Source organism: Anaerobacillus sp. 63XJN7_5_ISO-PGPR-S23-430, assembly GCF_056173695.1.
Map to the genome: position 1 here is coordinate 2,188,497 of NZ_CM149686.1, position 24,632 is coordinate 2,213,128.

The following is a 24,632-nucleotide window of genomic DNA, read 5'->3' on the forward strand; positions in this document are numbered from 1 at the left end:
AATCCGCTTTCCATTATTAGGGATTAAAACCAATCGATCTACCTAGCAAAACCGACTTTATTTTTAAGTGAGAATGGTTCTCAAGTATCATTGACTATGATAATCATTCTCACTTATCATGAATAGTGTAAGATAATGAAAATCATTATCAATTAGTAAAGGAGTTCTCAACATGATGATTCAAGAATTAAATACAAATCAAACACTACTCGACCAACAAATGAAAAGAGAGTCCAATGCAAGATCTTATCCAAGAAGAATACCAATTGCCATTAATGAGGCAGAAGGGATTTTTGTTACTGACATGGAAGGAAAGCGATATTATGATTGCTTAGCTGGTGCTGGTACTTTAGCTCTTGGTCATAACCATCCCGTTACTATAGAAGCCATGCAGAAAGTCCTTCATGATAAAAGGCCTTTACATACGTTAGATATTACAACACCAATAAAAGAAGAGTTCGTGAATGAAATATTTTCAAATTTACCCGGAGATTTCGCAGAGCGTGCCAAAATACAATTTTGTGGACCAACAGGAGGCGATGCGATAGAAGCCGCCTTAAAATTAGTGAAAACTGCGACAGGGAGAAGTAGTATCCTTACGTTTCAAGGAGGATACCACGGTTCAACACATGGAACAATGGCGATTAGTGGTAATCTCGGTCCCAAAAAAAACGTCCAAGGTTTAATGCCAGATACTCATTTCATGCCATACCCGTATTCGTATCGTTGTCCATTTGGTATGAAGGAAAGCAAAGGACACAAAATTTCTAGTACTTATATTGAAAATCTATTAGATGATCCGGAGAGCGGCATTTTACCCCCGGCCGCTATGATTCTAGAAGTTGTTCAAGGCGAAGGTGGTTCCGTACCTGCACCAATCGAATGGCTACAGGAAATGAGAAGAATAACAAGCGAGCGAGGTATTCCTCTTATTATTGATGAAATCCAAACGGGAATAGGACGAACAGGAAAAATGTTCGCATTCGAACATGCAGGGATCGTACCAGATGTCATTGTCCTTTCTAAAGCAATTGGCGGCAGTCTCCCACTTTCGGTTGTTATTTACGATCGTGAACTCGATAAGTGGGAGCCTGGTGCTCACATTGGTACATTCAGAGGAAATCAAATGGCAATGGCAGCCGGAACAGCCTTATTGAAATTTATTAAAGAACAGAGACTTGATATTCATGCAGCAACGATGGGAGAAAAAATGCTTTCTGCCTTACAAAAGCTCCAGGTGAATTTCCGTGAAATTGGAGACGTAAGGGGAAGAGGGCTAATGATCGGTGTTGAAATAGTAGATCCTACACAGCCCCAGTCTTCATCAGGAAGCTATCCTTCTCAACCTGCGTTAGCTAGCAGGATTCAGAAAGAATGCTTTGACAGAGGATTGATTTTAGAAGTTGGAGGTCGTAACGGAAGTGTAGTAAGGCTACTCCCGCCACTGATTATCACGAACGAACAAGTTTTAGAAGTACTCAGCATTTTTGAGGAAGCAGTTAAGGCTGCTGTTGAAAGTTTATGATAAATGCAGTTGAAAAGAATCCTCCTGATATTTCAAAAGAGAAAATGTATGATTCCCTTTTCCTTCACAACAGTGAGAAAGGACAAGAAGCTTTCCGGGAACAAATGCACGAAATGACGAACATAATTTGCGAGACCTTTTGTGAAGAAAATGCGCCGTTCACCGGAAAGGAGCCACAAACGATTGAAAAGGAAGTTGAAGAACTTTTCGATTTTCATAGCTCAAATCAAGATTTTACTGCATTACTAAACGAGCTTAAGGCTCCTCTATTCAAAAATAACCTGCAAATTTCTCATGAAAAAAGCCTGGCTCATTTGCAATGCCCACCGCTTATACCTGCCATAGCTGCTGAACTCGCAATAAGTGTGTTCAATCAATCACTTGATTCATGGGATCAAAGTCCTTCTGCTACGTACCTTGAAGAGGGAATGATTAAGTGGCTCGCAGGTCAATTTGGTTATTCATCAAATGCTGACGGCACATTTACAAGTGGGGGGACACAATCGAACTACACTGGTCTTCTTCTAGCTAGAGATGCATGTTGTTTAAGCTTATGGGGGCAAAATGTTCAGAAAGATGGATTACCAGAAGAGTTTCATAAATTAAGGATTCTTTGCTCAGAGGAGGCACATTTCACTATACAAAAATCAGCTGTTCAGCTTGGATTAGGAGAAAAAGCAGTAATAAAAGTTAAAACAGACAAACATCACAGAATGTCGGTATCGCATTTACAGTACCAATTAGCTGAATTAAAAGCTCAACACCTTGTTCCTTTTGCACTAGTTGGAACTTGTGGCACAACTGATTTCGGAAGCATAGATCCGTTAGATGAACTAGCCGCAATCGCTCATGAAGAAGCGTTATGGTTTCATGTGGATGCCGCTTTTGGAGGCGCGCTTATTCTTTCCGAATCTCATAAGTCAAAGCTAGGAGGAATTTGTTATGCCGATTCGCTCACAGTCAATTTTCATAAGCTCTTCTATCAGCCCATTTCATGTGGGGCTTTCCTAGTGAAGAACAAAGAATCGTTCCGATTTTTAAATCACCATGCTGATTATTTAAATCCACTAGAAGATGTTGAAGCGGGGATTCCTAACCTGGTGAACAAATCGATTTTAACTTCCAGAAGATTTGACGCCTTTAAGCTCTTTCTTTCATTAAAAACGATAGGTACAAACCTGTTCGGAGAAATGATTGATTATACTTTTATCCTTGCTCAAGCAACTGCGGAATACCTTTCATTTCAGGATGATATAAAAGTTGAAAACCTTTCTCCAGAACTCAACACTGTTATCTTTCGTTATGAACCTCAAGATTTCAGTACTGATCGATGCAAATTAAATCGTAAAATACAGCAAGAATTGTTGTATGAGGGCAGAGCGGCCATAGCCAAGACTTCTGTTAATGGCCAAACCTTTTTGAAGTTCACCATACTAAACCCTAGAACCAAAATGAAGCACATCCAAGAGATCGTGGATGACATTCGTACACTCGGAAGGAAATGGAGGGAACACACGTGATCAGCGCTAAAAAGATCGCAGAACAGGCGACTATGCAAAGCTTTCTGAATTGTTATTTACGTGAAACAGGAAACTACTCAGAAATACCAAAACCTGAAGATTTATCTACAACCTTATCTCAGAAATTCATTTCCTGCCTACTAGAAAATCAGGGCATAGAGATGATCTTCCCCGTTTCTTATTGGTCCTTAACAGAGCGGCATATTTTTCAGTTCCCATTATATTACCGGTCATTAAATGGTACTTTTCATACTCTTGACTATGTGACATTAACAACACTGATTGTAAAGGAACTACTAATTGACCAAAACCGAACGGATGCAGAAGATGAATTGGTTCTGCGAGTGATGTTGAGCTGTCAAAGCATGACAACTTACATTGGAAAGCGATTCGAAGACAGAGGAAAATTAACCGATGAAGATTTTGATTACATTGAAGCAGAACAGTCTTTACTTTTTGGTCACTTAATGCACCCGACGCCAAAAAGCAAACAAGGTTTAACACACGAGGAGGATGAATTGTTTTCTCCAGAACTGAAAGGTGAATTTCAGTTTCACTATTTTAGTGTTCACCCTTCATTGATCAATGAAGATTCCAGTTTGCAGCTACAAGCAAGCGAGCTTATTAAAGAAGAGTTAAAAAGTGGAGAAGTAGATCCAGAATGGCTCCATCAATTTAAGGAGCGTGTTCTAGTGCCAATGCACCCTCTTCAAGTAAACTCACTTCTAAAAAAAGAAGAAGTGCTTGAACACATTCAAAAAGGATCGCTTGATTATCTAGGACCAGTAGGGCGCATGTATACAGCAACATCTTCCTTTAGAACTGTGTACAGCTCTTTATCTAGATTCATGTTTAAATTTTCAGTTCCGGTAAAAATCACAAATTCACTACGACTAAATCAACAGAAAGAGCTAGATCGTGGCGTAGAGGTTTCTAGACTTTTACAAACGCAATTAGGTGAAAAATTAGCAAATAATCATCCTAACTTTAAAATTATCCAGGATCCAGCTTATCTCAATATCAACATTACTAATCTTGAGTCTGGTTTCGCCGTTATGTTTAGAGAGAATCCTTTCTACGAAAATAGTGATAATACAAGCCTCGTAGCAGCACTATGCCAGGATCATGCATACAGTGGCAAGTCACGTATTTATTCCGTCATTACTGCTATTGCTAGAAGAGAGGGACGTGCGATAGAAGAAGTAAGTGTCGAGTGGTTCGATCGTTATCTCGACATATCACTTGATCCGATGCTTTGGCTTCACCAACATTATGGCATTGCACTAGAAGCACACCAGCAAAATGCTGTTGTTAAGCTTAAAGAAGGATATCCATCTACATTCTATTATCGAGACAATCAAGGATATTATTTTAGTGAGTCCAAGTCTGAAGAACTAGCGCAGCTCCTGCCTAATTTGAATGAGAAGAGCGATACTATTTGTTCCGATGACGTAGCAAATGAACGCTTTCGCTATTACTTCTTTTTTAACAACTTATTCGGATTAATCAATGCATTTGGTGTAAACGGATTAATTGAAGAAAAGCATCTTATGGATCTCCTGAGAGAACGACTCTCTCATTATTTAGCTATACAGTCATCACCTCTCATTAAAAGTTTACTTGAGGATCCTGTTCTTCCTTGTAAAGCGAATCTCTTAACTCGCCTCTATGATATGGATGAGCTTATTGGATCAATGGCTACACAATCAGTGTATACGATGGTCCGAAATCCGATCGCTCAGGAGGTTACAGTTAGGCATGGCAATGGACTTTAATGTATTCGATCAAAAATTACAAAAAACGATCTCTTTTGCTAAGGTGAGCTACGAACGCGATGTCGAGATGATTCACTCTTGGATGAACGAAGAGCATGTGCATCCTTTCTGGCAATTAAATATACCGATTAACTCATTTCGAAATCATTTACAAAAGGCACTAAAAGATACACACCAGACGCTTTATCTAGGTTTTATCAATGAGGTGCCAATGAGCTACTGGGAAGCTTATTGGGTAAAGGAAGATATCATTGAAGGATCTTATGAGAACAAGCCATATGACCAAGGCATCCATCTCTTGATCGGTCATACAGACTATTTAGGACTAGGATATTCCCTTCACCTTCTACGTGTAATGGTTTCTATACAATTGAAAGAGAAGCGGACAGAGAGAATCGTAGCAGAACCAGATATACGTAATAAAAAAATGATTCATATATTTGAGAAGTGTGGATTCACTCCACAAAAACCAATTGATCTACCGGATAAAACAGGCTTATTAATGATTTGTGAGCGGAAGCAGTTTGAAAGGAAGTGGGGAAATGCCTGAATACGTCTACGATGCAATTGGTATCGGTATTGGACCATTTAATTTAGGTCTAGCTGCTTTAACAGATGAAATGGACGATTTGGATATTCTTCTATTTGACCGAAAAAAAGAATTTGATTGGCATCCAGGTATGCTCATCGAAGGAACCACATTGCAGGTGCCATTTTTCGCGGATCTTGTAAGCATGGCTGACGTTAAAAACAAATATAGTTTTCTTAACTACCTGCAGGTTCATGGTCGTATGTATCACTTTTATTTTTTAGAAAAGTTTCATATTCCGAGAAAGGAATACAATCACTACTGTAAATGGGTGAGTGATCAGCTAAATTCATGCCGATTTGGATATGAAGTCACTGAAGTTTCATCATATGAAGCATCCGAGGAAGAATTCATTTATGCTGTTCACGTCCAGGATGTGAAAACGCTAGAAACCGACACGTTCTTGGCCAGGCATCTGGTCATGGGAATAGGCTCAGTACCTGCAGTACCAGAACATTTTAAACCTGCGCTTGGAGAAACCGTCTTTCATTCATCAGAGTTCATGGAGAAGAAACCAAAGGCTTTACAAGGAAAATCCATTTCAGTCATTGGATCAGGCCAAAGTGCAGCTGAGATTTTTTTAGATCTAGCAAAAGAACAGGAGCATCATGACTACCATCTTAGCTGGTACACAAGATCAAACGGTTTTTTCCCAATGGAGTACTCCAAACTAGGACTTGAATATTTTTCACCAGATTACACCGAATTCTTTTACGATCTTCCGCAAGAAAAAAAAGACAAAGTGATTGAAAAACAAGACTTACTTTACAAAGGGATTAGTGCAGAAACGATTTCAGAAATCTATGACGTATTATATGAACGATCTATTGGTAATCAACGCTCCCCCTTACACTTACAGGCTATGAGTGAGGTAAATCAACTAGAGATGAAAGGGGAGGTGTGTTTTGGCAAGGGACGCCACACGATTACAAATGAACCATTTGATTTCGAATCTGAAATCATTGTGCTTGGTACTGGATATAAACAGACCGTTCCAACTTTCTTACCCGAATCTTTTTTACTTAGGGGCGAGAATGGCCGCCCGACGATTACGAAAGATTACCGCTTAATGACGAAAGATTCCAATCAGAACAATATATTCATTCAAAACGGAGAGCTACACACTCACGGAGTTGGTGCGCCCGACCTTGGTCTCGGAGCACACCGAAATGCTGTCATCATCAATCAAATCTCCAATAGAGAAGAATACCCCGTGCAGTCACATAACGTTTTTCAATCTTTTGGAATCGCCAAACAACCTGCTCTTACAACAAACTAGAAGGAAAGTGGTGAACGTATGTATTCTCAAAACGAACTAGATACTGTTCTTACTAAACAAAACTGGACACTTGTTAATACAAAACTCTTAGCAAAAATGATTTCAGAATTTATGTACGAAGATATGATCTCACCTCAACTCGTTCAAGAGAAAGATAGCTATACCATCTATGAACTTCGAGTTTCAGACAAGAAATCATACTCATTCCATGCGATTCCCCGCCAATTTGATAGCTATGATGTTGACTGCAAATCCATTCGCATACTAGATAATGGGAATGAGGTAGAAGGGAGTGCCGTTGGCTTCCTCCTTGATATCAAACCCTTAATAGGCATGTCATCGGAAACAACAGCGCATTTAATAAAGGAAATTAGTCAAACTCTCATTGCAGATGCTCATCTGTTAAATAAGCGAGTTTCATCAGACAAATTGATTACTGAAGACTACGCTAATCTTGAAGGCTACATGACTGGACATCCCTGGATCACGTATAACAAAGGGAGAATTGGGTTCGGGTATGATGATTATTTAGCATATGCTCCTGAACACCAAAACGAAGTAACACTTTCATGGATTGGCGTTAGTCGACACATTAGCTCATTTCAATCTATTGAGAAATTTACCTTCGAAAAACTAGTAAACTATGAATTAAGTGATCAGGATCGTTCTACATTCCACAATATATTAGAAAAAAAGATTGATGATCCTAATCAATACTTCATGATGCCTGTCCATGAGTGGCAGTGGAAAAACATTTTGGTTCAGAATTTTGCAGAGGAGATTGCAAACCAAACGATCATACCGCTTGGTCAATCCAGTGATCGTTATCTCCCACAACAGTCCATTCGGACATTTGTTAACAAATCCAATCCAAACAAGCATCATGTAAAATTACCGATGAGCATACTAAATACACTTGTATATAGAGGATTACCCGCAGAACGTACTCTTATTGCTCCGAAAATAACTGAATTCATTAAAGGCATCTATGATAAAGACTCCTTTTTAAAAGATGAATGTAGAGTGATTTTACCAGGTGAAATTGCGAGTATTAATGTGAATCATTCCTATTATAATCAATTGGAGAATGCCCCATATCAGTACAAAGAAATGCTTGGCGTTATTTTTAGAGAAAGTATCTATACTTATCTCGAGGACGGTGAACAGGCGATTACTTTAGCAGCACTTCTATACGAAGACCATGATGGGAAGCCCTATGTAAAGAGCTTGATTGAGAAATCTGGAATGTCTACAGAAGAATGGATGACGCAATTTTTTGATGTCACTATGAAGCCATTGCTCCATTATTTGTACCAATATGGAACAGTCTTTTCTCCTCACGGCCAAAACACTATTCTTGTTCTAAAAGATTCCAAACCATCACGCCTTGCAATTAAAGATTTCGTAGATGATGTCAATATTAGTGATCAACCATTCGAGGAGCTTAATTATCTTACAGAGGAATTAAAAGATGTGCTTCGTAGTGAACCACCTGAGGGACTGACCCAATTTATATTTACAGGCTTATTCATCTGTCACCTCCGTTATTTATCGAACATTTTAGTAAACGGTGAGTTAATGGAAGAACAGAATTTCTGGGAAAAACTAGCGGAATCAATTCTTTCGTATCAATCAAGGTTCCCACAACTAGAGAAGCGTTTTGAGTTATTTGATTTCTTTAAACCTACATTCACTAAGCTTTGCCTTAATCGAAATCGCATGGTAGATGAGGGCTATTCAGTAGGAGAAGATCGACCTCATGCATCTGAATTTGGTGAAGTTAGAAATGCACTAAGTCACTATAAAAAAATCACAAAATAACTGAGAGACGGGGCCCGCCCCCGTCTTTTTTTGGAAGTGAGAAGAGTGACATACGTATGGTGTAGAGATGATTTGAAAGGTTGAACAATTTCGTTCCAATCATTGAATGATCAAGCTATAGAGCAACTTCATTTAGAGAACGTTACATTCAAAAACAAATATGAAAGCGGTTTAAACAACGATTTAAAGGGAAATTACCATGTAATGTCAACTCGAGTTAATGGAGGCGAAAGAATGAAATATCGACAGTTAGGTCATACAGACTTGCAAGTAAGTGAAGTTAGTTTCGGAACGTGGGCAATTGGCGGAGCATGGGGGAAAACAAATGACAAAGAAGCGCTCGATTCTCTACAACATGCTATACATGCTGGCGTGAATTTTTTTGATACAGCAGATGTATATGGAGATGGACATAGTGAAGAACTCCTTGCTAAAGCAGCAAAAGGGATGGAAGATAAAATTCACATCGCAACGAAATTTTGTCGTGCAGGAGACATATACGATTCTGTCAACTATTCAGAACAAAGTGTTCGTGCTTATTGTGAAGCGAGCTTAAGGCGCTTGGAACGAGATCAAATTGATCTTTTTCAAATTCATTGTCCACCAATCGACATCCTTAAGGAAGGTCAGGTGTTTGAGGTATTGGACAAATTGAAAGCCGAAGGTAAAATACGCTATTATGGTGTAAGTGTTGAAACAGTTGAGGAAGGACTATTATGTCTCAAGTATCCTGGCGTAAGTACTCTGCAGGTTATTTTTAATATATTTAGGCAAAAGCCGTTAGAGGAACTTTTTCCAAAAGCTTATGAACAAGGCGTTGGCATTCTTACGCGGGTGCCGCTGGCCAGTGGTTTATTAACTGGGAAATTCAAGAAAAACACTTCCTTTGAAGATGATGATCACCGAAACTTTAATCGGAATGGAGAAGCCTTTAATGTAGGTGAAACGTTTGCGGGACTTGAATTTGAACAAGGTGTAGAGCTAAGCGATGAAATCAATTGGATTGCTCGCGACCGAGAGAGTATGACGACTGCTGCGCTAAAATGGATTCTTGAACATAAAGAAGTCTCTTGTGTTATCCCTGGTTTTAAAAACATTCAACAAGTAGAACAAAACCTCAAAGCTACAGAGGCTCCTAACTTTTCCAGGGAAGAAATGGAGAAGCTTGCTAGCTTCTACCATCAAGAAGTGCATGAAATGATTAGAGGGGCTTATTAATAACCGAAAGGAGTTCAAACGATGGATAAACCAATCGAAATATCAAACATTCGTATTGAGCAAGATAAAGATAAAAGCCGTCGCGCATATATTGCGGATTTCAAAGAACCGATTCACTACGGCGTGCATGGTGGGGTGAAAGATTTTTATCAAGCGTCACCTGAGGTGGAACAACCGTCAACCCTTGATCACATCGTTGCTGCTGCAGGCGGCTGACTAACAGGGACATTGTCCGGTGCGCTGGAGGCGCGCCAAATACCTAGTTTTCCAAACAAACTATCTGGTCAATTCGAAGGATTGATCGAAGCGCCTGAGGGTGTCCTCAAAATCACTAAAATAAAATGTCATTATAAATTAATCATACCAGAAGGGAAAAGAGAAGCTGCAGAAAGGGCACTTCATGTATTTGAGCGTGGTTGTCCTGTTGCACAAACGCTCAAGGGCTGTGTTGCTTTCGAGCATGATTGGGAGATTATAGAAGAATAAGAAAAGAGCTGATGAAGAAGTCCTTCATCAGCTCTTTTCAATTTGTAGAATCATAGAAGCATTTCCTAAATTAAAACACCTGCTCTGAAGGATTCAACTCACTTCAATTGAATCTGCGAGGTTAATAAACTCTTTGACCGCATAAGGCAAGTATTTATTCTTTTTCCAAATCAGCCCAAGTTCGAGGCGAAGATTTGAGTGACGAAGCCTAATTGACGTAATGGAATCGTTTGGAATTGAAAGAGCGATTTTACTAGGTAGAAGGGCAAGGCCAAGCTTTGCTTCTACCATCTCGATCATAAAATCTTTCTGCGAACTGTGGCAAACGACATTCGGATGAAACCCCTGTTTCGAGCATTCTTCTACAATTCGATCATGTAACGAAAAATCATCACGAAATAAAATAAATGGCTCTGATGCAAGATCCGTTATATCGATTTCAGTCGATTCCGTTAAATGATGTTCATTGTGAACAACTACCATCAATGGATCAGAAATAACTTGAACCGTTTCCAAAGAACTGTTTTTTAATGGGGTATTGCAAATTAGGCCAATATCGAGTGAGCCATCCTCAATCCCTTGCTTTATCGATTTTGATCCTACTTCCGTTAATAGAATTTCAACAAAAGGATATTTCGCCTTAAACTGACTAATTAACTTTGAAAAAAACGCAGCCCCGATAATAGGAGGAATACCTATTTTAATTTCACCCTTTTTAAGCTCTGTGAGGTCGGTTAATTCTGTTGTTAGATTACGAAAAGCACTTAGTACGTGATGCGCATTAATAAGGACAGCGTGACCCGCATCGGTTAATTCCAATTGCTTTGAACGATAGAAGAGCGGCACTCCAAGTTCTGCTTCCATATTTTTAATGGCTTTACTAATAGAAGGTTGGGACACGTGAAGACTAGTAGCAGCTTTTGTGAAACTTAATTGTCTAGCGACTTCAGAAAAATATTCCAAGTGACGAATTTCCATCAAAATACCTCCACACAGAGATTTTTTCAAAGGCTATGTTAGTGAACGCTGTTTTATTGGCTTATTTCTGATCGATCAAAACGATGCTATTTGAAAGAGCCAAAGTAGAGAATCATATATATAGCCAATGCGAATTTCGAAAATTCTGAATTATAACCTGAAAGCATACCTAATATGCGATATATGTATTATATAAATAGCTTACTTTATTATAAGATAAGATATAACGAATGAACAGCACCATATAAGGTTCTGTCAAGCTTATGAGGGGGACAGGTAATGGAAAATTATAAGTCAATTGGTACTTTGCATGTTGCAACGGAACTCTATGAATTTATTAATGAAGATGTTATTCCTGGAACTGGCACTTCTTCTAGACAGTTTTGGAGTGGCCTTGGTGACATGATCACTGAACTGTCACCTATCAATAAACAGCTTCTACAAGTTCGAGAAGACCTACAACAAAAAATCAATGCTTATCACCTGAACAAACGAGCTAGTGACCTAGAAAGCTATAAAACGTTTCTTAAGGATATCGAATATCTTGAAGAAGAAATAAAGGATGTTAAAATTAGCACTCAATCAGTAGATGAGGAAATTGCCATTCAAGCTGGTCCTCAGCTAGTTGTCCCAGTCAATAACGCTCGGTATGCGATTAATGCAGCGAATGCAAGGTGGGGGAGTCTCTATGATGCATTGTATGGAACTGACGTTATTTCAGAAGACAAAGGAGCATCTAAAAGTACGGAATATAACCCAATCCGTGGTGAAAAAGTGATAACTTATGCAAAGCATTTCCTAGATTCGGTCGTGCCATTAAAGGAAAGAAGTTACTCAGACATTAAACGATTTACTATACAGCAAGGGATGCTTAAGGTACACTTTACTGACAACGATGAAAGCGCTTTAATTAATAGAGAACAATTTGTAGGATATCTAGGTAGTGAAGAAAACCCTGAAGTCATTTTATTGAAAAACAATCAAATCCACCTTGAAATTCAAATTGATCGTTCTCATCCAATAGGTAAAACAGATGAAGCAGGAATTAAAGATGTGTTTGTTGAATCTGCTATTACAACGATAATGGACTTTGAAGACTCTGTTGCAGCTGTTGATGCAGAAGACAAAGTCCTCGTCTATCGGAATTTTCTTGGCTTAATGAAAGGTGATTTACAATCATCTTTTTCTAAAGGTTCTAAGAAGATCGTTCGATCGTTGAATCCTGATCGCGAGTATACATCACCTGATGGAAAGATACTTTCTCTTCCTGGTCGATCCTTGATGTTTGCTCGAAATGTTGGACATTTAATGACAACGGACGCGGTTCTTGATCAATCAGGAAATGAAGTACCTGAAGGAATTATCGATGCCGTGATTACAGGATTAATCGCAAAGCACGATCTGAATAGAAATGGTCGATACCAAAACTCTTCCAAAGGATCCATCTATATTGTAAAGCCTAAAATGCACGGATCAAAGGAAGTTGCATTTGCTAATGAACTATTCAATCGAACAGAAGATTTACTTGAATTAGAGCGTTATACAATCAAAATTGGCGTGATGGATGAAGAACGACGTACTACCCTTAACCTCAAAAACTGTATAAACGAAGTAAAGGAACGCGTCGTATTTATTAACACCGGCTTCCTTGATCGAACGGGTGATGAGATCCATACGTCGATGGAAGCTGGAGCTGTTATACCGAAAGGCCAAATGAAAAACGCGACCTGGCTTCAAAGTTATGAAAAAGCAAATGTGGCTCATGGTTTAAACACAGGTTTCAGAGGAGTCGCACAGATTGGAAAAGGCATGTGGGCTATGCCAGATCTTATGGGTGAAATGATTGCACAAAAAGGTGCACAGCTTCAAGCTGGTGCGAGTACAGCTTGGGTACCCTCTCCAACAGCTGCAACCCTTCACGCCTTACATTACCATCAAACAAATGTAAGGGAAATTCAATATGAACTAGAGAAAAGGACAGCAAATTATTTAAATGATCTTTTAGAAATTCCAGTTAATAGAGAGAAGAAGTGGAGCGACAAAGAAATTGAGAAAGAACTCGATAATAATGCTCAAGGTATCCTAGGATACGTGGTTCGATGGATCGAATATGGTGTAGGCTGTTCTAAAGTGCCAGATATCCATAATATTGAACTTATGGAAGACCGAGCAACGCTTCGAATTTCTAGTCAGCATATGGCCAACTGGCTTCATCACGGAATTTGTTCCAAGGAACAGGTTCTAGAAACAATGAAACGAATGGCAAAAGTAGTTGATAAGCAGAACGCAGGTGACCCGACTTATCATGCAATGGCTGATAACTTTGAAAAGTCGATTGCGTTTCAGGCTGCATGTGACCTTGTCTTTAAAGGCTTTAATCAACCTTCTGGTTATACTGAACCAATACTTCATAGTCGACGAAAAGAAGCGAAAGCAAAAGTTTATTCAAATAAGTAATTTATGTTGCAAAAGTAGCCCACAGGCTGCTTTTGCTTTGACTTACATAATAATACAGATATGCTTTCAACCCACCTCGTCTACTGTGCTATTACGTATAGGGGGTTTTACAATGAAACTTAGACGCATTTCTTCAGAAGAATTATCCCAAAAAGTTGAGAAACAACTATTAGGTTTATTGAAAGAAAGGAAATATGATAAAGGAGATAAAATCCCCTCCGTTTTGGAACTCTCGCAGTTTTTTGGTGTTTCACGGTCCACTATATTAGCTGCATTAAAAACGCTGAGTGGAAGAGGTGTTATTGATTTATTGGCAGAAGAAGGAGCTATTGTTACAGGCTATACACCGAAACGGTATTTCCAATATATGCCGATGCCTCAACATGAGAATTTGGAATCATTATTCCAAACACTTGTAATGTTAGAAACAACGTTGGTCAAACTGGCAGCGGTTAATCGAACAGAGCAAGACCTCCTAACAATGAGTCATACGCTCGAACTTCTAGAACGAAGTGAGCGTTATAGGGATAAGAGCATTCAAGACTCTCAATTTCACTTGGACGTTGCAAAAGCTTCGGGCAACCCTATTTTACTAGAGTTGTTCCAATCACTATCTGCAAAGATAAGCAAGTCAATGGATCATTACCATTGCTTAATCGCAACAGACCTGGAACGCATTCAAGACACAAATCAACAACATGAGTTAATTATGGAAATGATACTTTGTGAAGATCCAAGTGGGGCTTCAGAAGCAATGATGCTTCATTTAACTTATGCTAGAAAGCTAATGAGAAAAGGTTTCTCGATTCGTTCAGAGTTCATTGAAACTGACTGACGAACCTGTATATGAAAACAATTACTAAAGAGAGTAAAGTCGAAGCTCGACTTTACTCTCTTACTTGATTAATATGATAGAATAAAGAAAAATTCACTTTGAAACCACAATGAATATTAAGGTACAAAATGAATGAGGTAGATACAACTATACACAAAAGAAATGGGGGATATTATGAAAAGAGAATTAGATCAGCATAGTGTTATTCCTCTCTATCACCAATTAAAGGAGATATTAAAGGAGAATATTGAACGAGGTGACTGGGCTCCTGGCGATAAAATTCCATCTGAAAACGAGTTGAGAGCTGACTATAATATAAGCCGAAACACAGCTAAAAAAGCGATTGAAGACCTCGTCCAAATTGGCGTCTTGAATCGAATTCAAGGGAAGGGGACTTTTGTTTCGCAGCCGAAGCTCGAGCAACCACTAATGGGCTTTTATAGCTTTAGTAAAGTGATGAAAGAAATGGGCATGGCACCAACAGATATTATTTTGCATATGAATGAAACGACTGCTTCACCACGAGTCGCAAGTAAGTTAATGGTTGATGAAGAAGATACTCTAATCGAATTAAAGAGGTTACGCTGCGCAAATGACGAGCCTGTTATTCTTGAAACATCATATATACCGCAATACCTCATACCCGGTATTAAGCAGGAGCATGTGATGAATACCTCCTTATATGATGTAATGGAAAGTGATTTTGGTATTATCGTTACAAAAGCAAAAGAGGTGTTTGAACCTGTCCTCATAAGAGATTATGAAAGTGAATATCTCCAGGTAAAAGAAGGTTACCCCGCATTGTTGTTAGAAAGAACAGCCTATGATCGATCAGGAAAACCCGTGGAATTCTGTCATTCTATCGTAAGAGGAGATCGCTGTCGTTTCTACACAGAATTAATTTAATTAAAGAACAGGTTGACCCAACAACCTAATAACAGTACAATACCATTAAAGACCTGGTGACGTTATGTTGCCAAGGTACAACCCAACTTGACCCAACAACCCGTTGACTGGTTGAATCACTTTAAGGAGATGATTGAATGCCATTAGTTTCTAGTAAGCCGTTACTCGATGATGCGTACAAAAATCATTATGCGATTGGGGCCTTTGCTGTTCATAATCTTGAAATTATGAAAGCGGTTATTTCAGGTGCTGAGAAGATCGATACACCGGTTATCTTTCAAACGACTCCAGGAACAATTAAATATGTGGGAATCGAAAACATCAAAAATATGGTGAATTCGGTAGCTGAGAAAACCTCGATTCCAATTGCATTGCATTTAGACCACGGAGATAGTTTCAAAACGGTTCTACAATGTTTGCGGGCAGGTTATACATCAGTCATGATTGACGGATCAAAATTACAATATGAAGAGAACGTAGCGCTCGTCCAAAAGGTTGTGGAAGCTGCTCACTATGTTAATGTTCCCGTAGAAGCTGAACTCGGAACCATTGGAGGCGTGGAAGACGATCTTAGTGTAGACGAACAGGACGCTCAATTGACAGATCCAGACCTCGCAAAAGATTTTGTCGCACGAACGGATATCGATTCTTTTGCCCCTGCTTTTGGAACAGCACATGGCTTATATAAAAAGGAACCAAGGCTTAATTTTGAGCTTGTACAAAAAATTTCAGAATCGACAGGACGGCCAATTGTTATGCACGGTGCCTCTGGTGTACCAGAAGAAAAAGTTCGTGAATCGCTTCAATATGGCGTAAGTAAAGTGAATTTCTCGACTGAATTAAAGGTTGAATTCGTGGCTAGATTACGAGATTACTTGAATGAACATCCACATACAGATGATCCGAGAAAGTATTTCGTCCCTGCTCGAGAAGCTGTTGAGGAAATTGTTAAGAAAAAAATCTTAATGCTGCAAAGTCAGCAAACTTACGCTTAAGTCTATGATCACTACTGTTACGTTAAATGCAGCGATTGACCGTACGTACTATATGGATCGCTTTTCTATAAATGAAGTAAATCGGACGAAAAGAATCATAAGCGAACCTGGAGGTAAGGGCATTAACGTCTCGAAAATACTGAAAATTTTAAATATAAACACAGTATCGACAGGTTTTTTGGGGGGGTTAAATGGTCAATTCATTAAACGGTTAGCAGATGAAAAAGGAATTCATTCCGATTTTGTAATGATTGAAGGCGAATCACGTATTTGCCTTAATATCATTGATGAATTCACAAATCAAACTGAAATTCTTGAGTTAGGTCCAACCATTTTAGAAAGAGAATGGATTGAATTTAAACGAAAACTATTGGAATTGGCCAATAAAAGCACTTATGTCATTCTATCTGGGAGCTTACCTAAGGGCCTTTTAACGACGGCTTATCAAGAACTTGTTGAACTTGTTCAGCAGAATGGTACAAGAGCAATTGTTGATACGAGTGGACAACCGCTTAAGGAAGCTCTGAAAGCGAAACCCTTTATGATAAAACCAAATATTGATGAGCTAAGTGAAATCACCAATCGTCCGTTGCAAACCGATGATGAAATCATGAATGCTTTAATGGAATTAAGCCATACAGGAGTCTCCGTTGTGGCAGTCTCTAGAGGAAGCGATGGAGCGATGGCTGCTTATGACAATTGCATTTATACAATTTCTATTCCTAAGTTATCTGTTGTCAATCCTGTAGGAAGTGGCGATGCCTTTGTTGCTGGATTAGTATCTGGATTCTATGATAGAGAGCCTTTTGAGAAATCATTAATAAGAGCCTCAGCTGCTGGCACAGCCAATGCACTGCAAGAAAAAGCAGGAGACCTTTCCTTAGAAGATCTTAAATCGCTAGAAAAACAAATGAGTGTCAATCAATTTTCATTTACTAAATAAGGAGTGATGTAATTAGTGGATACGTATACATTGAAGGAAATCATGTCTCAAGGAAACGCTTCAGAAAAAACCTATCAGATCGTCAGCAATATGAATATTCCTAATGATAATGTCGAAGTCAATTATGTATTTACAGGGTGCGGCACATCCTACTACATTGCAATTTCAGCTGCCAGATACTTTCAAGAAATCACTGGAATTCAAGCCAACGCGGTGCCGGCTTCAGAAATTTTTCTTCATGAAAAGCAGGTATTCACCCCCCATAAACGATATAGAGTAGTAAGTATCTCTCGCTCTGGAACCACTTCAGAAATTATTACGGCTTTAAAAGCCATTAAGGCTAAAGAGAATATATCCACTCTAGCCGTAACATGCAACAGTGATGCTGAAATGGCACAACTAGCTGACGATCAAATTAGTCTTGATCATATAAGTGAAAAAAGCGTTGTCATGACTCAATCCTTCACTAACATGCTTTATGCAATTCAACTATATGCTGCAAGATTTACCGAGAATAATGAGGCATTAAAAGAACTGAAACAGGTGCCTGAATTGTTAAATGAGAATGTAAGTCATGCACATGTTATGAAGGATATAGTTCAAGGTGCAAAAGCGGAGCGGTTTATCTTCTTAGGCGCAGGTATTTATAATGGATTAGCCAAAGAAGGTACACTGAAACTCAAAGAAATGACGCAAACGGAATGCGAAAGTTATTCGAACCTTGAATTCCGTCATGGTCCGATTTCCATTGTGGATGAGGAAACCGTTGTGGTGCTGTTTTCTACAACGAAAATGAGCGAGATCGACCACACATTACTTCATGATATTAAAAATAACGGTGGAAAAACGATTGTGATTGGAGATCTTGGGACAGATTTAACGGCTGATCATGTGATTAATATAGGAAGCAATTTATCAGATGAAGCGAGAGCGGCACTCTATATTCCTTACTTTCAGCTTCTAGCTTATTATCAGTCAATCAAACTTGGCTTAAACCCAGATCAACCTCGTAACCTTAATCAAGTCGTGAAAATTTCTCTGCCTTAATAACAGGAGGTCAACATGAATCTTTCACTCGGTATTGATGTAGGGGGGACCAAAATTGCAGCTGCGCTCATTACAAAAGATGGGCGCGTGCTATTTCGAAAAGAAGTCCCAAGTATAACAACGGATAAAGACAAGATGTTTCAGCAATTAAAGAACTGTATTGATCAAGTATTAGAAGAGTCTAGTTACAAACCAGAACACCTACTTGGTATCGGAATTGGTGTCCCTGGAAAAGTCGATATTGAAAAAGGAATAGCCATCTATCAAAACAACCTACCTTGGTCTCATTTTCCAATTGGTCCAAAATTGGAAGAACTTTATCCTACAAAGTCTGTCATCCTTGATAATGATGTTCATATGGCAGCATTTGCGGAATGGTATCAAAGAGGATGTAAAAAAAATGAAACGTTTGCTTATTTAACTATTAGTACAGGGATTTCTTGTTGCATTCTTCATAATGGAGCCATTTTACGTGGTGCTGGTTTTGCAGGTGAAGTAGGCTTAATGTTGACAAGTGCCTCGAAAGAAAATCCAGTGGCTACTCTTGAAAATGTAGCATCCGGTCCAGCTATTCAATCAAAGGCAGCAACCAAAAGAGCAAGACTTCAAATGAAAGAGACTGAACAAATCACAACAGCTACAGTCTTAAGAGATTATTTTCATGGGGAGAAATACGCCTGTTATGTCATGACTGAAGTTTTAAATGATATTAGTAAAGGAATTCACGGCATGATTTGCATGCTCGACCCTCACCAAATTGTTCTTGGTGGCGGGGTCATTAATCATAATCCAGAGTTAATAGACCATATTAAAGCGACACTAAAACCTCTCTTGATTACTGAACAAAGCAGTGCCGTTCATCGAATATCTGTTAGTCAATTGAAAGGAGACTCAGGACTTGTTGGAGCCGGATTAAGACTTCACAACTCATCTGATGGAGGTGCAAATGAAGATTAAAACAAATACACAACGTGTACTAGATGAAGGCATTCGACTAAAAGATCGCTATCAAAAACAGCCTACGATAAACCGCACGTACGTCGATCAAGCGATTCACCATGTTCTTCAGAAAATTGATCAAAATCTTGAAACTTTTACTAACTCTTTTCCTGATTCAAGTAGCCAAGATGGAGTGTACCCGTCCATTGAGAACAATGAATGGACAACGAGTTTCTGGACCGGAATGTTATGGCTTGCTTATGAAGTAACAGGAGATCAGAAATACCGCAGTGTAGCTGAAGGACATCTAACTAGTTTCAAACAGCGTTTAAAGAATCGAATTGCTGTAAATCACCATGATCTCGGATTTCTTTATACGCTTTCCTGTGTTAGTGCTTATAAATTGACTGGTAATGAAGAAGCCAAAAATGTAGCTATTGAAGCAGCAGACTTGCTCATGACGCGTTTTCATGAAAAAGCAGGCATCATTCAAGCATGGGGAGACTTAACGGACCCGTCACAGCGGGGAAGGATGATTATTGACTGTAATATGAATCTACCTTTACTCTATTGGGCTACAGAAGAAACTGGAGATCAGAAGTATAAGAGCGTAGCCGAAAGCCATATCCAAAAGGCAGCACAATACCTTGTGAGAGAAGATGCATCTACGCACCATACTTATTACATGGATCCAGACTCAGGAAATCCACTGTATGGTGACACACACCAGGGATATGCGGATGACTCTTGTTGGGCTCGCGGGCAAGCATGGGGAATATACGGCTTCCCTCTAAGTTATGCTTATACGAAAGACTGGAATTTAATCACGTTAACTAAGAAACTTACAAATTACTATTTAAATCGTTTACCTAAAGACTATATTTGTTATTGGGATTTAATTTTCACAGATGGCAATGAAGAAAGAGATAGCTCATCAGCTGCTATCGCACTCTGTGGATTACTTGAATTAGTGAAACATTTACCACTTACAGATGAAGAGAGACCTTTCTATGAGAACGCTATCAATAATACAACCGAATCACTAGTTAAACATTACACGACAGATGTGCACTCAAATGAAAATGGATTGTTGCGCCATGCCGTTTACTATAAAGGTGGTAACCGCGGAGTAGATGAAAGTTGTATTTGGGGCGATTATTATTATTTCGAAGCGCTTGTTCGTCTCTCGAAAGACTGGAATTTATATTGGTAATCTGGAAAGGAGTTCGATTATGGGACAAATCGGTGTATGGGAGTCAGTAGAAGACGGTGTTAAACGAAATATCTTAACAAGTGGTGAAGATCTAATGATTATGGAAGTTCGCTTCAAAAATGGAGCGATCGGAAATAAACATCAGCATCCTCATGAACAGATTTCCTATTGTCTTGATGGGCAATTTGAATTCACGATTGGCACAGCTCATACGATCATTGAAAAAGGAGAGTCACTTTATATCCCACCAAATACACTTCATGGCGTTAAAGCACTTTCAGATGGTAGTCTTTTAGATTCCTTTAGTCCAGTAAGAGAGGACTTATTAGAAGGAAAGCATTCATGAGTTCTCGTTTGTCAGATACGATTTACTTAAACGCTCAACATAAAAAAACACTACATGCGAAAAAAAAGCTAATCGCCGAGGGTGATGAAGCGCTACAAATACCATTTAGACCTTCAAAGACAGATATCGCAGACTGGGGGCACTATTTTCACTGCCCATATGATGGAGCTGCACTCAATTTCAGCTGGACGAATAATAAGAAATTTGATTGTCCTTCATGCAGGAGAGTCTTTGAAGACTCTCCATTTCTAGGTGGCTGGATGGGAATGGCTCACGGAAAACTAGGAGAGGCAGTTAAACATCTTTCGTTTGCCTATGCAGCTACTAAAAGAGAGGATTATTTATTGAAAGCAAACAAGATCCTTTTGGATTATGCAGAGTGCTACCCTCATTACCGAACACATGGAAAGATCCCTTATAATGGGCCAGGTAAACTTTTCGCTCAAACGCTTGATGAAGCCAATTGGATGATTAATCTTTGTTATGCCTATCACATTGGTAAAGAACATTTTACCAAAGAAGAATTGGAAATTGTAAATAATCAGCTATTTCTTAATGCGGCTTCCTTTTTATCTACATGGAAAGAACAACAGATTCATAATCATGCTGTCCATATAACTGTTGCTATTTGTATGATCGGTTCAATATTGGGTAATGATCACTTAATTGAACAAGGGTTTAATGGAGATTATGGATTAAGAAATCAGATTCGTAAGGGCGTACTTGAGGATGGTTTATGGTATGAAGGGTCCTTCTCCTACCATTTTTATACACTTGAATCGATCGTTCAATTAGCACATATCACAGATGATACTCGTCTTTGGTCATTCCCAGAAATCAAAAAGATGTTCGATACGCCCTTATTATTTATTGATAATGAAGGGTTGCTCCCATCTTTGAATGACTCATCCTCATCTATTTCCTTATCTAAATATGCACATCTCTACGAGTTCGCTTTTTCTAGTTATGGGGAAGAGCAGTATCAAATGATATTAAGAAGCTTATACGGCATGCAACCATCAAAGTTTAAACGCGTTCCGCAAGATTCTTATTCATTGTTCTTCATTAACCAATTCGTTTTAAATGATACCAATTGTATAGTCCCATGCTGTAAGAACAATCAAAATAAGACGTTAACTTCAAGTTCTAGCTTAACAAAAATTTCCTGTGAAAATGGATGGCAGGTCTTTCAAAAGCATGCGCCATTTGGTGGTGAACACGATCATCTCGATCAACTAGGTTTATCGCTTAGCTTAAAAAACAAACCGTTTATACGAGATCCTGGCACAACACGCTATAGTGTTCCTGTACACTATGACTGGTTCAAGCATACGTATTCACATAACACCGTTAGTATAAATGGAAGTGATCAACCACCAGCAGATGGGAAGCGTATCAAAGCTGAACAATGCGAATGGGGAAGCTGGGTAGAAAGCGTCGTAGACTGGAAAAGTGATACCTATCTTTTTCAAAATTTAATTCAGTTACCTGAGTCAATGAGTTCCTGGGATGTTGAGAGTTACAAAGATTGTTCTATCCAACGTTTCAATGCTATTACTGATCGATTGTTTCTTGACATCGTTACGGTAAACGTACCAGAAAAAAGAGAAGTGGATCTCTTATATCACGTCGACGGCCAAATACTTCACACCCAAAACTGGGAAACATCACAAGCAAAATTAAGCAAATTAAATCAAGATTTATTCAACAATAAGAGAGAAATGATGACGAATGGTTCTACATTTTTACAGTGGAAGGCGAACGAAGAAATTGTAAATCAACATAGCTGGTGTTCATCAAAAACGATGCTTTATTTAGCAAACACTCCCGATAATCCTCCCGTTTCTGATCGAGCCACTCTTATACAAAGAAGTGAGCCACATCAATCCATCACGTTTATTAACGTCTTTCAAATAGCTACGGATTTACCAAATAGAGAAGTTGAAAATATAGAAGTATTACAAAGCGAATCCGAGATAAAAATATTTGTCTCGACTCATTCCTCTATATGTGGTGAATTCCGATTAACTAAGGGAAAAAACCACCATTCATCGACCCTTGCCTATTATTCAAGCTAAATAAACGATAAAGGAGTGGTTAATCATTATTGAGACGAAATTAGTAAGCTCGCTCACCAAAGTTTTTGCTGATGAAGATTTAACTGAGCCATATGTTTCATTTGCATCTGCTTTATTAGGTGAAACATATTCCTTTCAAGTAGCGTATCGGTCAGATAAATTAGTAAAACAAATGAAGGTCGAAATTCACTCTCAGTTAAATGTAACAGCACGAGTAGTTGGACTGGTGCCTTCTGAGTACCCATGTCACTTTGATTACGATGATCATACCCTGCGTCATACACCAGGATTATACCCTGATCCCTTATTTCCAATTATAGAAGAAGAAGGGCTTACTGCTTTTCCAAATCAGTGGCGATCCATTTGGATAACAGTGGCCGTAGAACAAGACGCTACACCAGGCGACCACCAAATTGAAATCGCCCTCATTTGCACAGATGGTGATTACGTTAAAGATACTTTTCAATTAAACGTCATTGGTGCAAACCTTCCAGAGCAAGGAGTGATTCACACCGAGTGGCTACACACGGATTGTATCGCTTCAATTTATCAATTAAAGATCTTCAGTGATAAATACTGGGACACAGTAGAGAAGTATGTAAAGACTGCTGCTGATCATCACATTAATATGATTTTAACCCCTTTATTCACCCCTCCGCTAGATACTGAGATTGGTGGAGAGAGACCGACTGTACAGCTTGTTGATGTAACAAAAGAAGGAGAGAAGTATACATTTCATTTCGAAAAGCTTCTCCGATGGTTTAAAATGTGTCAGAATAACGGCATTCGCTATTTCGAATTCTCTCACCTTTTTAGTCAGTGGGGTGCAAAGCATTCACCTAAAATTATAGGTGATGTAAATGGGAAAAAAGAAAAACTATTTGGCTGGGAAACAGAGGCTATGAGTCAAGCCTACCGTTCATTTCTAGCACAATTCTTACCTGCGCTTATTCAATTACTAGAAGAATCCAATCTAACAGATTATTGTTACTTTCATATTTCTGATGAACCGCGAATGGAGCATTTGGAATCTTATAAGAATGCAAGTCGTGTTATGAATGATTACCTTGGTGACCTACCAGTAATCGACGCACTTTCAGATTATACTTTTTACGAAAAAGGTCTTATTAAAAATCCAGTATCATCTAACGATCATATTACTCCATTTCTTGAAAACAACGTTCCCGATTTATGGACTTATTACTGTACTTCTCAATACAAAGAGGTTTCCAATCGTTTTTTTAACATGCCTTCCTCTAGAAATAGAATACTAGGAATGCAATTATATAAGTTTAATATACAGGGCTTCCTTCATTGGGGATTTAACTTCTGGTACTCTTCTTTTTCAAAAAAATTAATTGACCCGTTTCGGAACACGGATGCGAATTACTCTTTTCCATCAGGCGATGCTTTTCTCGTTTATCCCGGGGAGGAAGGGCCAATTGAGTCACTTCGTTTAGAAGTGTTAATGGAGGCTTTTCAGGATCATTCTGCATTACAACTTCTTGAAAGCTATATTGGGCGTGAACAAACGCTAGGTCTACTAGAAAACGATTTGAAACAAGAATTAACATTCACCCATTATCCAAAAGATGCTGCTTGGCTTCTGTCCAAAAGAGACGAAATAAATGAACGAATTAAGCTTGAAATAAATGTTCATACTCATAAATAAACCGCCTGAA

The 24,632-nt window shown here is 38.8% G+C and carries 21 protein-coding genes; 20 read left to right on the forward strand and 1 reads right to left on the reverse strand.

Going from position 1 to position 24,632, the window contains the following annotated elements; translation table 11 throughout:
• Nucleotides 1–172: 172 nt before the first annotated feature.
• From AC0VYJ_RS11655 to AC0VYJ_RS11695, 9 genes are all read left to right on the forward strand, one after another.
• Entirely contained in the window at nucleotides 173–1,525 is a 1,353-nt protein-coding gene (locus AC0VYJ_RS11655) for a diaminobutyrate--2-oxoglutarate transaminase (protein WP_475365226.1), read from the forward strand.
• Complete coding sequence (locus AC0VYJ_RS11660) at nucleotides 1,522–3,045, forward strand: pyridoxal phosphate-dependent decarboxylase family protein (protein WP_475365227.1); 1,524 nt, start codon at nucleotides 1,522–1,524, stop codon at nucleotides 3,043–3,045. Before AC0VYJ_RS11655 ends, AC0VYJ_RS11660 begins: the two co-directional genes overlap by 4 nt.
• Complete coding sequence (locus AC0VYJ_RS11665) at nucleotides 3,042–4,820, forward strand: IucA/IucC family protein (protein WP_475365228.1); 1,779 nt, start codon at nucleotides 3,042–3,044, stop codon at nucleotides 4,818–4,820. The genes AC0VYJ_RS11660 and AC0VYJ_RS11665 overlap by 4 nt, the downstream gene beginning before the upstream one ends.
• Nucleotides 4,804–5,370, forward strand: coding sequence for a GNAT family N-acetyltransferase (locus AC0VYJ_RS11670; protein WP_475365229.1), 567 nt, complete (start codon nucleotides 4,804–4,806; stop codon nucleotides 5,368–5,370). The genes AC0VYJ_RS11665 and AC0VYJ_RS11670 overlap by 17 nt, the downstream gene beginning before the upstream one ends.
• Entirely contained in the window at nucleotides 5,363–6,688 is a 1,326-nt protein-coding gene (locus tag AC0VYJ_RS11675) for a lysine N(6)-hydroxylase/L-ornithine N(5)-oxygenase family protein (RefSeq protein WP_475365230.1), read from the forward strand. The genes AC0VYJ_RS11670 and AC0VYJ_RS11675 overlap by 8 nt, the downstream gene beginning before the upstream one ends.
• 18 nt (nucleotides 6,689–6,706) lie before the next feature.
• Nucleotides 6,707–8,509 (forward strand): IucA/IucC family protein, encoded by a 1,803-nt coding sequence (locus AC0VYJ_RS11680; RefSeq protein ID WP_475365231.1) that lies wholly within the window; start codon nucleotides 6,707–6,709, stop codon nucleotides 8,507–8,509.
• Between the two features lie 234 nt (nucleotides 8,510–8,743).
• Nucleotides 8,744–9,727: an aldo/keto reductase gene (locus AC0VYJ_RS11685; protein ID WP_475365232.1), complete on the forward strand. Its 984-nt coding sequence runs from the start codon at nucleotides 8,744–8,746 to the stop codon at nucleotides 9,725–9,727.
• A 21-nt stretch (nucleotides 9,728–9,748) separates the two neighbouring features.
• A complete protein-coding gene (locus AC0VYJ_RS11690) occupies nucleotides 9,749–9,943 on the forward strand; it encodes a hypothetical protein (protein WP_303533281.1) in 195 nt (64 codons plus the stop codon).
• Between the two features lie 12 nt (nucleotides 9,944–9,955).
• Entirely contained in the window at nucleotides 9,956–10,213 is a 258-nt protein-coding gene (locus AC0VYJ_RS11695) for an OsmC family protein (RefSeq protein ID WP_430246555.1), read from the forward strand.
• Nucleotides 10,214–10,306: 93 nt separating this feature from the next.
• Here the strand turns inward: AC0VYJ_RS11695 and AC0VYJ_RS11700 are convergent, their stop codons facing one another.
• Complete coding sequence (locus tag AC0VYJ_RS11700) at nucleotides 10,307–11,191, reverse strand: LysR family transcriptional regulator (RefSeq protein WP_475365233.1); 885 nt, start codon at nucleotides 11,189–11,191, stop codon at nucleotides 10,307–10,309.
• A gap of 279 nt (nucleotides 11,192–11,470) precedes the next feature.
• Here AC0VYJ_RS11700 and AC0VYJ_RS11705 point away from each other — a divergent pair, with 279 nt between their 5' ends.
• The 11 genes from AC0VYJ_RS11705 to AC0VYJ_RS11755 all read left to right on the forward strand — a co-directional run bounded on the left by AC0VYJ_RS11705 (nucleotide 11,471) and on the right by AC0VYJ_RS11755 (nucleotide 24,622).
• The gene (locus tag AC0VYJ_RS11705) at nucleotides 11,471–13,648 is read left to right on the forward strand and encodes a malate synthase G (protein WP_475365234.1); all 2,178 of its coding nucleotides are present in this window, start codon (nucleotides 11,471–11,473) and stop codon (nucleotides 13,646–13,648) included.
• Between the two features lie 112 nt (nucleotides 13,649–13,760).
• Nucleotides 13,761–14,483, forward strand: a complete 723-nt coding sequence (locus AC0VYJ_RS11710) for a FadR/GntR family transcriptional regulator (RefSeq protein WP_475365235.1) — start codon at nucleotides 13,761–13,763, stop codon at nucleotides 14,481–14,483.
• Between the two features lie 174 nt (nucleotides 14,484–14,657).
• Nucleotides 14,658–15,389, forward strand: a complete 732-nt coding sequence (locus tag AC0VYJ_RS11715; RefSeq protein ID WP_475365236.1) for a GntR family transcriptional regulator — start codon at nucleotides 14,658–14,660, stop codon at nucleotides 15,387–15,389.
• A 137-nt stretch (nucleotides 15,390–15,526) separates the two neighbouring features.
• Nucleotides 15,527–16,384 (forward strand): class II fructose-1,6-bisphosphate aldolase, encoded by an 858-nt coding sequence (fba, locus tag AC0VYJ_RS11720; protein ID WP_475365237.1) that lies wholly within the window; start codon nucleotides 15,527–15,529, stop codon nucleotides 16,382–16,384.
• 4 nt (nucleotides 16,385–16,388) lie between these two features.
• The gene (pfkB, locus tag AC0VYJ_RS11725) at nucleotides 16,389–17,327 is read left to right on the forward strand and encodes a 1-phosphofructokinase (RefSeq protein ID WP_475365238.1); all 939 of its coding nucleotides are present in this window, start codon (nucleotides 16,389–16,391) and stop codon (nucleotides 17,325–17,327) included.
• 15 nt (nucleotides 17,328–17,342) lie between these two features.
• On the forward strand, nucleotides 17,343–18,374 hold the full coding sequence (locus tag AC0VYJ_RS11730; protein ID WP_475365239.1) for an SIS domain-containing protein: 1,032 nt from the start codon (nucleotides 17,343–17,345) through the stop codon (nucleotides 18,372–18,374).
• A 15-nt stretch (nucleotides 18,375–18,389) separates the two neighbouring features.
• Nucleotides 18,390–19,331, forward strand: a complete 942-nt coding sequence (locus AC0VYJ_RS11735) for an ROK family protein (protein ID WP_475365240.1) — start codon at nucleotides 18,390–18,392, stop codon at nucleotides 19,329–19,331.
• Nucleotides 19,321–20,526 (forward strand): glycoside hydrolase family 88 protein, encoded by a 1,206-nt coding sequence (locus AC0VYJ_RS11740; RefSeq protein ID WP_430246570.1) that lies wholly within the window; start codon nucleotides 19,321–19,323, stop codon nucleotides 20,524–20,526. Before AC0VYJ_RS11735 ends, AC0VYJ_RS11740 begins: the two co-directional genes overlap by 11 nt.
• Nucleotides 20,527–20,545: 19 nt before the next feature.
• The gene (locus tag AC0VYJ_RS11745) at nucleotides 20,546–20,872 is read left to right on the forward strand and encodes a cupin domain-containing protein (protein ID WP_048309430.1); all 327 of its coding nucleotides are present in this window, start codon (nucleotides 20,546–20,548) and stop codon (nucleotides 20,870–20,872) included.
• Nucleotides 20,869–22,950, forward strand: a complete 2,082-nt coding sequence (locus tag AC0VYJ_RS11750; RefSeq protein ID WP_475365241.1) for a heparinase II/III domain-containing protein — start codon at nucleotides 20,869–20,871, stop codon at nucleotides 22,948–22,950. The genes AC0VYJ_RS11745 and AC0VYJ_RS11750 overlap by 4 nt, the downstream gene beginning before the upstream one ends.
• Before the next feature lie 172 nt (nucleotides 22,951–23,122).
• Nucleotides 23,123–24,622 (forward strand): DUF4091 domain-containing protein, encoded by a 1,500-nt coding sequence (locus tag AC0VYJ_RS11755; protein WP_475365242.1) that lies wholly within the window; start codon nucleotides 23,123–23,125, stop codon nucleotides 24,620–24,622.
• Nucleotides 24,623–24,632 lie beyond the last annotated feature (10 nt).